The organism is Rhizobium sp. Leaf306 (assembly GCF_001423425.1).
In the GTDB taxonomy this organism is placed as follows: Bacteria; Pseudomonadota; Alphaproteobacteria; order Rhizobiales; family Rhizobiaceae; genus Neorhizobium; species Neorhizobium soli.
Genome location: NZ_LMNX01000003.1, coordinates 815,024 through 827,698 on the forward strand (window position 1 = coordinate 815,024; position 12,675 = coordinate 827,698).

General features: G+C 61.1%; 9 protein-coding genes. 4 read left to right on the plus strand and 5 right to left on the minus strand.

All coding sequences use genetic code 11. From position 1 onward, the window contains the following. Positions 1–103: 103 nt before the first annotated feature. The 4 genes from ASG19_RS17105 (at position 104) to ASG19_RS17120 (ending at position 6,844) form a co-directional block, all read left to right on the plus strand. A complete protein-coding gene (locus ASG19_RS17105) occupies positions 104–2,002 on the plus strand; it encodes a mechanosensitive ion channel domain-containing protein (RefSeq protein ID WP_062459965.1) in 1,899 nt (632 codons plus the stop codon). Positions 2,003–2,235: 233 nt separating this feature from the next. Next, positions 2,236–2,520, plus strand: a complete 285-nt coding sequence (locus ASG19_RS17110) for an EF-hand domain-containing protein (protein ID WP_062459967.1) — start codon at positions 2,236–2,238, stop codon at positions 2,518–2,520. Positions 2,521–2,573: 53 nt separating this feature from the next. Continuing rightward, positions 2,574–3,686, plus strand: coding sequence for an efflux RND transporter periplasmic adaptor subunit (locus tag ASG19_RS17115; protein ID WP_062459969.1), 1,113 nt, complete (start codon positions 2,574–2,576; stop codon positions 3,684–3,686). 29 nt (positions 3,687–3,715) lie between these two features. Further along, positions 3,716–6,844: an efflux RND transporter permease subunit gene (locus tag ASG19_RS17120; RefSeq protein WP_062459971.1), complete on the plus strand. Its 3,129-nt coding sequence runs from the start codon at positions 3,716–3,718 to the stop codon at positions 6,842–6,844. Between the two features lie 405 nt (positions 6,845–7,249). Here the strand turns inward: ASG19_RS17120 and ASG19_RS17125 are convergent, their stop codons facing one another. The 5 genes from ASG19_RS17125 to ASG19_RS17145 form a co-directional block, all read right to left on the minus strand. Next, entirely contained in the window at positions 7,250–7,795 is a 546-nt protein-coding gene (locus tag ASG19_RS17125) for an amino acid ABC transporter permease (RefSeq protein ID WP_200933915.1), read from the minus strand. Between the two features lie 503 nt (positions 7,796–8,298). Further along, a complete protein-coding gene (locus ASG19_RS17130; protein ID WP_062459973.1) occupies positions 8,299–9,180 on the minus strand; it encodes a dihydrodipicolinate synthase family protein in 882 nt (293 codons plus the stop codon). 15 nt (positions 9,181–9,195) lie between these two features. Further along, the gene (locus ASG19_RS17135; RefSeq protein ID WP_062459975.1) at positions 9,196–10,821 is read right to left on the minus strand and encodes an ABC transporter ATP-binding protein; all 1,626 of its coding nucleotides are present in this window, start codon (positions 10,819–10,821) and stop codon (positions 9,196–9,198) included. Next, entirely contained in the window at positions 10,814–11,749 is a 936-nt protein-coding gene (locus ASG19_RS17140; RefSeq protein ID WP_062459977.1) for an ABC transporter permease, read from the minus strand. Before ASG19_RS17140 ends, ASG19_RS17135 begins: the two co-directional genes overlap by 8 nt. Before the next feature lie 8 nt (positions 11,750–11,757). Further along, positions 11,758–12,672: an ABC transporter permease gene (locus ASG19_RS17145; protein ID WP_062460512.1), complete on the minus strand. Its 915-nt coding sequence runs from the start codon at positions 12,670–12,672 to the stop codon at positions 11,758–11,760. Positions 12,673–12,675 lie beyond the last annotated feature (3 nt).

Sequence of the window (12,675 nt, forward strand, 5' to 3'; positions counted from 1 at the left end):
GCGCATCTTAAACGCACCTAATGGTTGAAACTATCGGTTGCTCGCCAGGCCGGTTTGCCCGGCGAGCCGTAGTTTCTCTGCAAGTGCGAACGGGACTGGCACGATGGACGTCTCCGCGACTGCAACAGGCCCGTCCCCGGCCCCCGATCAGTCTGTCGTCAACGTCGCGGACTGGATCGTCAGCGCAGAGCAGGTCTTCGATCGTCTCGAGACGGCGTTGGTGGACACGGCGCTCGCCCTGCCACATCTTGATCAGGAACTGTTATGGGCGGGCACGGTGTCCATGACCTCGGCGCCCAGGGTTCTTGCCCTCAGCCTTGGCGCCGGCGGTGTCGTCATGCTGATTTTTCTGCTCAGCAGTTACGGTCTGAGAGGCCGACGCGAGGCTGCCGCGCGCGAACGCGTCCCATTCCTCGCCGTCTTGAAACGGACGGCCTGGAGCCTTGTGCCGTTGCTGGCCGCCATCGCAGTGGGGCGCGCAATAGCCGTTCGACTGCTGAGCGCCGATCCGCTTGGGGATGGTTTTGCCAGGGAGTTTCTCGTTTCCGTCATCTACTGGCTGTCTGCCATTACCTTTCTCGGCATTGTCTTTTCGCCCCGCACTCCTCAATTGCGGCTTCTGCCGCTGGACGAGAGCGGCGCGGAAAAAGGACTTCGGCGAAGCGCCGTGATCCTGGCGTGCGGATACCTGATGGTGTGCCTTCTGGCAGCAGCCGCCCGCGTCGGCATGCCGCCGAACTCTGTGCGGCTGCTGGCGATACTCGGCGCGTTTGCCATGACGGCGGCGGCTCTGCGATTGCTGCATCTTCTGCGCCGGCACGGCCTGACGCCGCTGCTACACATGGTCGCCGCCTGGATGATCCTGCTGGTGTCAGGCTTGTGGATATGGGGCTGGCTGATGCAGCAGTTTGACCTGTACCAGGGCATCAAGGGAACAACGATCGCCCTTATGCTGGCGCTGGCCTTCGATCGCTCGATCGCCCTCTCGATCCAGCTGTCGCGCAAGCCCGAGGTGATGCGTCGACTGTTCGTGGTGCGGGTGGTGATCGATGCCTTGGCGGCAGCTGTCATCCTCAGGCTGATCGTCGAGTACTGGCTGGTCGGCACGCTTGCGGTCATCCCGCAACAGGATTGGCCGCAATACTCGCGGCAGATCAATTTTTCGCTTTTGGTATTGGTGCTCGCTGCCGTGCTCGCCGCGGTTACCCACGCATGGGTAGAGTCGCGCATGATGCCGAAGGAGGCTCTCACCTCGCTGGAAGACGCGGAGTTGCACCTTGCGCGTATGACAACGGTTCTGCCGATCCTTCGTGTAGTCTTGCTGGGGCTCATCGGATCGATTTTCTCGCTGGTGACCCTGTCGGTTTTAGGGGTCGACACCACTCCCATCATAGCCGGCGCCGGCATTTTGGGTCTGGCCATCAGTCTCGGGTCCCAGGCGTTGGTGAAGGACGTAATATCGGGCATTTTCTGGATGCTGGACGATGCTTTCCGGCTCGGCGAAGAGATTGAGATCGACTCCACTCCCGGCAGGGTGGAGCAGATACTGATCCGCAGTCTCAGACTGCGCGGCTTGGATGACAGGCTGCATACAATTCCCTACGGCCAGATCGAGACCGTTGTCAGCCGCAGTCGCGGACTCGTCCTCGCTCGGGTGAGCCTGAGACTGGAGAACGAAACGGACGCCGTCGGGCACGCGCGGTTACTGCGGTTGGCGGCGTCGACCCTTCGAAGCGAAACCAGGCTTCAGGCCGATATCGTCGGCAAGATCGCCATCAGCCCGCCTGAAGCCCATCTGCAGACCAGGGAGCTGGTGTTGAGCTTCAATTTGGCGCGTGCCGCAGCGGTGACCGCCATTCCCCTGATCCGCTCTCTGCTGCTTGAAGTGCTCGAAGCCTCCGGCTTCGATCTGGCGCCAGATGGCGTCCATGTCTCCCTTGCTGAAAGGCGCGCCACGGCAGACCCGATGGCTGGCACGCTGGACGAGGTGCAGACCCCATGAACATGGGATGGCTTCACTGCAGCCTTTGGTTGATCGTGCCGTCCAGCATCGCAGGGACATTGACCAGTCCCTTGGAGCAAGTCCTGCGGCCTCGTCGCGAAGAATTGGTCCGGATTAGTTGATGCTGGCAGTTCCGCAACTGAAGAATGGACTGCTGACCGCGTCCGCCCGGCAGGAGGCTCCCGACACAGGGATCAACCTGGCGGATATCGCAACACTCAAAGGAGATCGAAATGGCAAACGTTAAGCTGATCACCCCTGTTCTGGTCGTCTTCGGGGGGCTCGCCGTCGCTTCGAGCGGCTATGCGCAACAGGAGGCCTTCATGACCGCAGACAAGAACGCCGACACGATGCTGGACCAACCCGAATTCAAGGTCTTTATCGACACGATGGCCGCGTCCGGAAAGCCGATAGCCCTCAAGGTCAAGCAGGCCGGTCGCTACAACCTGGCGTTTGGCCGGATCGACAAGGACAAGAACGGACTCCTGACGCCGAACGAGTTGCAGTCGCTGAAATAGCTGCCGCTCCCTGAGCAGGCCTGCCACGACATGCGCAAGGGAAGGATCTTTCCATGAAACATGCACTGTTGCCCCTGGTGGCCGCAGCTCTGTTGATTGCCTGGGTCGGGCAGGCCTGCGCCCAGGCCGAGAAGCGGAAAGTCATGGTTGAGGCACCTACCCTCGTCGAGGTGACGCTGTACCTGGAGACGACAGGAACGTTCCGCGCGGTCAACCAGGTTGACCTCGTCGCCCGAGTCTCCGGTACGCTCGAGAAAGTGAACTTCAACGACGGCGACACCGTGCGAAAAGGTGACGTCGTCTTTCTCATAGAGCCCGAACCCTATCGCATCAGCCTCGCAGCTGCCGAAGCAGAACTGCGTCAGCAACAGGCCAACCTGCAACAGGCGGTCTCAAACGCGGCCCGGCAGGAAGGGCTTTCTGCCAAGCAGGTCGTATCGCTAAGCGCAAATGAATCGGCGGTGGCACAGCGACTGGCAGCCGAGGCACAGGTCGAAGCCGCCAAGACCAAGGTGCGAAGTGCTGACATTAACCTCAGCTACACGGAAGTGAAGGCGCCCTTCGACGGTATCCTATCCGCACGCGCGGCCGATCTCGGCGCCTTTATCAATGCCGCATCGGCTCCGAAGCTCGCATCGCTGGTCGAACCGGACCCGCTCCACGTAATCTTTTCGGCCGATGAGCGGCAGGTAATCGCCATTCGCCGCGCGATGGCTGAGCGCCATATAGACCTGAGGAGCCTCGGGGCGATCCGAGTTGAAGCCGGTCTTCAGGGTGACGCGACCTACCCTTACAGTGGATATCTCGACTACATCGCCCCCGAGCTGGACAGCGCGACTGGAACCATGACCCTTCGCGGCGTCATTGCCAACACGCAACGCCTGCTATCGCCGGGCATGTTTGCCCGCGTCCGAGTCCCGATCGTCACGCGCAAGGCATTGACCGTGCCGGAAGCCGCGATCGGCAATTCCCAGTTGGGCCGAACGCTTCAAATCGTCGATGCCGAAGGCAGGGTCGCAACCGTCAAGGTCGCGCTCGGAGAAAAAACCGCCGGTGGCCGACGGGAAGTTGTCCACGGCGTAAGGGAGGGCGACCGCGTGATCGTCAAGGGCGGGGCTGGGTTGCGTGCCAGAGAAGTCGTCGAAGTCGTGACGGCACTCGATTGATCTGCTTACAGAAACAGGAAATGCCCAGGATGGCCAGGTTCTTTATCGATAGACCGGTGCTTGCGAACGTGATCGCGCTCCTGACCGTCATACTCGGTCTGGTGGCGCTGGTCGGCCTGCCTGTCGCACAATATCCGAATGTCGTACCGCCCTCGGTGCAGGTCACAGCACGCTATCCCGGCGCCAACGCCGAGACGATCGTCCAGGATGTGGCATTGCCGATCGAGCAAAAGGTCAATGGGGTCGAGGGCATGCTCTACATGCAATCGACCTCCACCAGTGACGGCACCTACGCACTCACCGTGACCTTTGCCATCGGCACCGATCCCGACGCGGCGCAGATCCTTGTGCAGAACCGTGTGGCGAGTGCGACGCCTTCCCTTCCGGATGCCGTACAGGCGCAAGGCGTGCAGACGGCCAAGCGCTCGACGGCTATTCTGGCGATTGTAGCACTCACCTCTGACAACCCGGATCATGACAGCCTGTTCATGACCAATTATGCAACCATCAACCTGATCGATCAGATCGCTCGCATCCCCGGCGTCGGTAGTGTTTCGGTTTTCGGCGCCGGCAACTATGCGGTGCGCATCTGGATGGATCCGGACCTGATGGCGGCACGCGGTCTCATGCCGTCAGATATGAACAACGCTATCCGCCAGCAAAGCCGCACATCGTCCGCCGGCCAGCTTGGCCTTCCACCGGTGCCGGATGGGCGCGATTTCCAATACACGCTGAAGCTCGACTCCAAGCTCGCCGATGTGGCGGCCTTCGAAGACATCGTCCTGCGCGCAAATGACAATGGTGATGTCGTGCGCCTGCGCGACGTGGGACGGGTAGAGCTGGGTGCTCAGCAATACAGCCAGGATTTCAGTCTCGATGGAAAGCCCGCGGCAGGCCTCGCACTGTTTCTGTTGCCCGAGGCCAATGCGCTTGACGTCGTAGCGGCGGTCAAGGCGAAACTGGAGGTCATGTCGACCGACTTCCCCGAAGGGCTTCGCCACTCCGTGCCGTTCGACACGACGCTGTTCGTCAAGGCCGCCATCGGTGATGTCTACCACACCCTGGTGGAAGCCGCGTTCCTCGTGCTGGTTGTCATCCTCATCTTCCTGCAGGATTGGCGCGCGATGCTGGTGCCTGCCACCACGGTGCCTGTCACCATCATCGGCGCCTTCGGCGCATTGGCATTGTTCGGTTTCTCCATCAATCTTTCCACCCTGTTCGCCATCATCCTTGCCATCGGCATCGTAGTTGACGATGCAATCATCGTGGTCGAGGCCGCTGCTCGCCATCTCGATGACGGAAAAACGCCAAGCGAGGCGGCAGCGCTTGCCATGGACGAGTTGATGGGCCCGATCATCGGCATCACACTTGTGCTGCTTGCCGTGTTCCTCCCGGCCTCCTTTCTGCCTGGCCTCAGTGGCGAAATGTATCGCCAGTTCTCGCTGGTCATTGCCGCCACGGCCCTGATCAGCGCGGTCAACGCCGTGACCCTGAAGCCGACCCAATGCGCCCTATGGCTGAAACCACATGCCCTGAAGCCGCGCGAGAACATCGTCTACCGCGGTTTCAACGCAAGTTACGACGCCGTCGAACGGGTCTATGCAGTGCTGGTGAGGATCATGGCCCGTTTCAGTGTGACAGTCTCGCTGGTGGCACTGCTGTTGGTCGCGCTCTCGCTCTCCCTGCTGACACAGGTGCCGACGGCCTTCCTGCCGATCGAGGATCAGGGGTATTTTCTGGTATCTGTCCAGTTGCCCGAGGGCGCGTCGCTCGAGCGCACCCGCCGCGCAATCGAAAACCTACGCGGGCGGGTCGAGAAGCTGGATGCCGTTGAAACGGCGGTCGCAATCAGCGGCATTTCCGCCCTCAACAACAATGCCAGCATTTCCAACGCGGGTGTCCTCTACTTGATCCTCAAGGACTGGAGCCTTCGACAACAGGGAGATGACCTGTTGTCGCTCTACACATCCCTGCGGAGCCTGACTGCCGATCTCCCGGACGGACAGGCGCTCGTGCTTCCGCCGCCTCCAATCCAGGGTATCGGCAACGCGGCGGGCTTCACCATGCAGGTAGAGGCCCGTGACGGCGCCTTCGACTATGCGGCTTTGGAAGAAGTGGCGGCCAGCATCGCCCGTGCAGCAGGGTCTGATCCGACATTCCGCGAAGCCTTCAGTCCGTTCCGTGCCGACGCCCCCCAATTTGCCGTCTCGATTGACCGAAGCAAGGCTCAGCGCGCCGAGATCGATGTCGGCGGGGCCTACGACGCTGTCAGCCAGTACATCGGATCGTCCTATTCCGGCCAGATCAACCTCTTCGACCGCATTTTCCAGGTTTATGTACAGGCAGACGCCTCGAGGCGCGCCGAAGTCGCCGACCTGGAGCGGATCAGGCTGCGCGGCGCCTCCGGCCAGATGGTGCCCCTGGGTTCGATCGGAGATGTGAAGCTGGCCACCGGGCCTGCGCTGATCAGCCTCTACAATCTCTATCCATCCGCTCAAATCATCGGCTCGCAGGCGCAAGGCTATTCGACCGGCCAGGCGCTCGATGCACTCGACGGGATCGCAAAGTCGCTGCTGCCTCACAATTTCGAACGGGAATGGACGGCTGTGTCCTACCAGGAACGAGAACTCGGCGGACAGATTTATCTGGTCTACGGCCTGAGCCTGCTTCTGGTCTATTTCGTTCTGGCTGGCCAATATGAGAGCTGGTACGCACCGTTCAGCGTCATCGCGACCGTCCCACTTGCGCTGATCGGAACGGCTACGACGCTGCTGTCGCTCAATGCCGCCGTCAACCTCTACACGCAGATCGGTCTGGTGCTGCTCGTCGCACTGTCGGCCAAAAACGCGATCCTGATCGTTGAAACCGCGCGGCATCTGCGGCTGCATGACGGCGCAGAGATTGTGGATGCGGCCATAAGGGCCGCGATCACGCGGCTTCGACCGATCCTGATGACGTCGATCGCCTTCATCCTCGGCGTCGTGCCGCTCGTGCTGCAGACCGGGGCGGGAGCGAGCGCGCAAAAGTCGATCGGGATCGCGGTTCTGACCGGCATGATGGGCTCAACCTGCCTGACCGTCGTCTTCGTACCGTCGCTCTTCGTCGTCCTGCAGAGATTGGAAGAGCGCTTCAAACGTCGCGTTCCACTGGCCGCATAACCAATCGCGATCGGAATGACGAAGTAGCACCTGAAAATGAGCATCAACAGTGGTATGCCGCGCACGATGTTGACGACGGATGTGCTCGTCAGGCGCAGCCAGCGGAAGGCCGACAGGCGTGACAGTGCCAGGCCGATGGCGAGCGGTAAGGACAGGAGAATGCTGATGACCGCCACAATCAGCGTCATCGCTAGACCGCCGAGCGGCCCGTTCGGATACTGCCCCACCAGGAAGCTCAGCCAGTACTCGTGGATAATATCAAGCATGGGAAGCGTCCTTCTTACCGATGCGGGTCCGCTTTTCCAGCCACGAGCCGAAAACCATGATCAACAGGGTTCCGATAAGGTAGAGGCGGGTGGCAATATCGAAGACGGTGAACGTCTTGAAGGTCAGGTTTTCGTCCTCTCACGTCTCGTACGTGAGTTCCGCCTCGCTAATAGCCATTGCAACGCTGGTGTTTTTGAACAGTCGCAGGGCGCGTCCGACGAGCGACGGCAGGGAAATGCGCAATGCCTGTGGTACGACGATGTAGCGCATGGTCTGCATGTAGCTGCAGCCAAGCGACCGTGCCGCCTCGAATTGGGTGTGCGGAATGGCGCGGAGGCCGCTTCGAATGTCCTCGGCGAGATAGGCGGAATTGCCGAGTGCCGGCGCAATGGCTGCGAAACAAAATTCGGCATTGTGGTCGTAGAGCCAGGAGCGCAGGCCCTCCGGCCACAATTCCTGCATGCCGAAATACCAGAACATGACCTGCACGAGCAGCGGCACATTGCGATGATAGGCGACAAACGCATCAACGATCCATCTGCAGGTCGCGATCTCGGTTGCTCTGGCCACCAAGAATGCGAGCGCAATGGTGAAAGCCATCAACGAGCACACCGCGGACAGCAGGATGGTGGTCTTCAGCCCCCAAAGCAGTTGCTGGATCTGATCAGCCGTGAGTAGGTCCATTCTCGCCTCACGCAAAGCCAGGTCACGTTCCTTGCCACGGGATCGCAACCTGCCGGTTGACCTCGATTATTCGGCGGCGATCGGGCCGATGGTGAAAGAGCGCTTCAGCTTGTAGTCCGTCGCGTCGCCGAACCACTTGTCTTAGATGTTTCGTCCCTCGCCAGAGGATTCGGCTTCGTCGAGGGCGCTGTTCACCGCCTTCAGCAGGCCGAATTCATCCTTCTTGATCCCGAGACCCCATGGATCGTCGACTCTTGTTGGAAGCTCCGCAGTGCGTGATCTCTCCAGCTAGATCTGCAGAGGCAGCCGGCGCTCGATTTGGGGAGCATCTCTCGCCAAACCAGTTCTCGGACGAGTCTTGGATGTTAATCGGGCCTCGTGCTGCCTGACTCCACTCTTCGTGACCGAGTGCCCCAGAATAGCTGATCGCAGCATCAGGATCCGTCAGCGCTGCATGACTGCAGTACGATTCCGGTCCGGACCTTCAATATCTCAGTCGTTGCTTACAGCAGTCCGAACGTCTTCAGCGTTTCGCCGATGCGGGCATCCTGCTCGGCATTTGGCAGCAGTGCGGGCTGGCGGCTGGCGCCGACGGAGGGATCCTGCAGGTAGAGCGCGCGCTTGACCATGGCCGGCGGGAAGCCGTGGGCGTAGAGAGCGGTGCGGAAAGCGGTGTAGATCTCCTGCTGACGTTCGGCTTCTGCGATATCGCCTGAATTGAAGCCGCCGACGATGCCGGCAAGCACGTCAGGCATGGCGTTTCCGAGACCGGAGATGCAGCCGGCAGCGCCGTTCTGCAGCGCCCAAAGCACGAGATGGTCGGGGCCGGAATAGACTTCGAAACCTTCGACCTCCTTGGAAACCTGAAGATAGGCGGCGAGCGTTTCCTGCGCGCCACCGGAATCCTTGATGCCGGCGATGTTGCCGTGGGTCGCCAGTTTGCGGGCGGTTTCCGGCTCGATATGGTTCTGGGTACGGGCCGGGATATCGTAGAGATAGACCGGGGTGTCGACGGCATCAGCGACCGTCGAGAAGTGGCGCACAAGGCCATCCTGCGTGCAGGCGATGAAGAAGGGCGTGATAACGGCGATGCCGGTCACGCCGATCCGGTCGAATTCCTTGGCAAGCTGCAGCGTTTCGAAAGTGGCCGGCATGCCGGCGTTCACGATGACATCGACCTTGCCTCCGACTTCATCGACCACTTCTTCGAGCAGCTTGATCTTTTCGCCGTGGGTGAGCGCCGAAAAATCACCATTGGTGCCGGCGCACATGATATTGTTGCCGGCCGCGACCTGACGGCGCACTTGGGCGCGCGTGGCCTCGTAATTGATGGTCTCGTCGTCGTTGAAGCATGTCACGATCGCGACGAAGGCTTTCTTGGTCATTATTCTACTCCGGGATCAAATCTGGGAAACGCGTGCGAGGCGCGCATTGCGGTTTGCGGCCTGCACATCCGGATCCGGATCGAGGCTCGCGGCAAGAAGCGCCTGCGTATAGGGCATTTGCGGATTGTCGAAGACCTGCGCGACAGTGCCGAACTCGACGACCTCGCCCTTCTGCATGACCATCACGTAATCGGCGAAATCGCGCACCAGCGGCAGGTCGTGGGCGATGAAGATAAAGGCGATGCCCATCTTCTTGCGCAAGCCGTCGAGCAGCCGGATCACCTGCGCCTGGACAGACACGTCGAGTGCCGACACGGCCTCGTCGCAGACGATCAGTTGCGGCTCGAGCGCAAGGGCGCGGGCAATGGCGATGCGCTGGCGCTGACCGCCGGAAAACTGGTGCGGATAGCGCCCCATATGCTCAGGCGACAGGCCGACCTGATCGAGCAGTTCGGCGGCACGCTCCCGCCATTTGGCTTTGGGCAGGATTTCCGGGTGGATGACCCAGGCCTCGGAGATCAGCTGATAGACCGTCATGCGCGGATTGAGCGACTGCGTCGGGTCCTGAAACACCATCTGCAGATCGCGGCGCAGCTTGAACAGGTCGCCCGGCGACATCGTGAAGAGGTCCTTGCCCTTCCAGCGCGCAGTGCCGCCATCTGGCTCTTCGAGGCGCAACAGGACGCGGGCAAGCGTCGATTTTCCCGACCCGCTTTCGCCAACGACGGCGACGGTTTCACCGGGCTTCAGCTCGAAGGACACGCCCTTCAGCGCTTCGAATCCCCCATAGAACTTGCGGACATCCTTGACGCTGAGGATCGATGCGCCGTGTGCGTCCGGCTCATGCATGTCGCCCTTGCCGGGGGCGGCGGCGATCAGCTTCTTGGTATAGGCGTGCTGCGGGTTACGATAGACGTCGCGCACCGTGCCGCTTTCGACAAGCTGGCCCTTTTCCATCACGACGACGCGGTCGGCGACCTCAGAGACGACGCCGAGATCGTGGGTGATGATCAGAACACCCATTCCCGTTTCGCGCTGCAATTCCTTCAAAAGTGCCAGCACTTCCGCCTGCACGGTGACATCGAGCGCGGTGGTCGGCTCATCGGCAATCAGCAGGTCGGGTTTGAGCGCCAGCGCCATGGCGATCATGACGCGCTGACGCTGGCCGCCGGAAAACTCGTGCGGATATTTGTCGAGCGCAGCTTCAGGATCCGGCAGCGCCACGCGCTTGAAGAGACGCAAGGCTTCGGCCTGCGCCTGTGTGGTGCTGATGCCGTGGGTTTTTAGCGCCTCGCGCATCTGCCAGCCGACGCTATAGACCGGGTTGAGGTGGCTGAGCGGATCCTGAAAAATCATCGCGATGCGCCGGCCGTTGACCGCGCGGCGAGCCTCCCCCGACATTTTCAAGAGATCCTTGCCATCGAGAAGGATCTCGCCGGACGTGATCTTGCCCGGCGGCATGTCGATCAGGTTCATGATCGCCGCTGACGATACCGATTTGCCAGAACCGCTTTCGCCGAGGATGGCGAGCGTTTCGCCACGGTCGAGATAGTAGGAGATGTTGCGTACGGCGTGGACGGTGCCGGTCACGGTGTGAAAGTCGACGGAGAGATCGCGGACCTCGAGAAGATGATCAGCCATTTTTCGATCCTTTCATTTCCAGGCGCCAGCGCTGGACCGGGTCGAGCGCGATACGCAGCCAGTTGGACAGAAGGTTGAGCGACAGCGTGGTCAGAATGATTGCAAGCCCGGGCCAGAAGGACAGCCACCAGGCATTGGTCAGGTACTGGCGCCCCTGAGAAATCATCAGGCCCCAGGTGATTTCCGGCGGCTGGATGCCGATGCCAAGGAACGAAAGTGCGCTTTCGGCCAGCATCACATAGGCGAAGTCGAGCGTGGCAAGCGTCATCAGCGTCGGGAAGACGACGGGCAGGATGTGGCGAAAGAGGATACGCTTCGACGATGCGCCCATGACACGGGCGGCTTGCACGAACATGCGGCTCTTGATTTCGAGAACCTCCGCGCGGGTGGTGCGCAGATAGACCGGAATACGGGTGATCGACAAGACCAGCATCAGGTTGAGGATGGAGGAGCCGAGAATATAGAGCACGATCACCGCGACCAGCAGCGACGGGAAGGACATGATGACGTCGGCGATACGCATGATGATCTGGCTCGTTCGCTCCGACGCGAAGCCGGCGATCAAGCCAAGCAGCGTGCCGATGACAGCGGAGATCAGCACGGCACCGGCAGCGACCATGATCGTGTTTTGAGTGGCGACAATAATGCGCGGCCAGAGCGGGCGTCCCAGTGCATCGGCGCCGAGCCAAATGAACCAGTCGCGGCTGAAATCGAACGGCGCAAGGTTGCGGCCGCGCAGGTTCTGCTTGGTGGCGAGGTCATCAAGAAGGGTCGGGCCGATGATCGCCATGACAATGACGAAGACGAGGAAGATGGCGGCGCAGAGCGCAAACTTGTCGGCCCACAGCATGCGTGCCATGCGGACGAAGAAGCCCGGCTCGGCGGCGATGGCATTGTCGGGCGTTGGGGATGGGACGGCCATGGTCATGTCGATCCTCAGTAGCGGATGCGTGGATCAAGCAAAGCGTAGGCAAGGTCGATCACGAGGTTCATGAGGAAGATGGCGAAAGCGGTGACAAGGATCGCCGCGAGCACGACGTTGAAGTCACGCTGCAGGATGCTGTCGATCATCAGCTTGCCGACGCCCGGGAAACCGAAGATGGTTTCGACGATCACCGCGCCGTTGAGAAGGCTGGCGGCCTGATCGCCGATCACGGTTATGACCGGCAGCATGGCGTTGCGCAGGGCGTGGATAAAGATGATCGGCCCGGATTTGACGCCCTTGGCGCGAGCCGTCTTCACATAGGCCGAAGACAGCGCTGAAATCATCGAGCCGCGCACCAGCTGCACGATGATACCGAATGGGCGCACGAACAGCACGCAGATCGGCAGGATCCAGTGCGAAAGCGTGCCCGTGCCCGAGGTCGGCAACCAGGACAGCTGGATGGCAAACACCACGATCGCGACGATCGCGAGCCAGAAATCCGGGACGGAAGCGCCGATCAGCGACACCATCGAGGAAAACCGGTCGAAGAAGCCGCCGGTGCGAAACGCGGCAAGCGAGCCGACGACGATGGCCGCGATGGTGACCAGCGTCATGGTGATGACGGCAAGCCACAGCGTCCAGGTGAAGGCTTCGAGAACGACATCGAGTGCCGGGCGCGCCTTGCGCAGGCTTTCGCCGAGGTCACCGGTTACGACATTGCCGACATACTGGCCGAACTGCACGAGAAGCGGCTGATCGAGGCCGTGCAGTGCACGGAACTCGGCCTTCATTTCGGCCGATGCTTCGACGGGGAGAAAAAGGGAAGCCGGGTCGCCTGTCAGGCGCGACAGGAAAAACACCATGACCAGCAACCCGACGAGCGAGATGAGGCTGGCAAAGGCGCGCTTGCGAACGAAAGTGAGCATGGT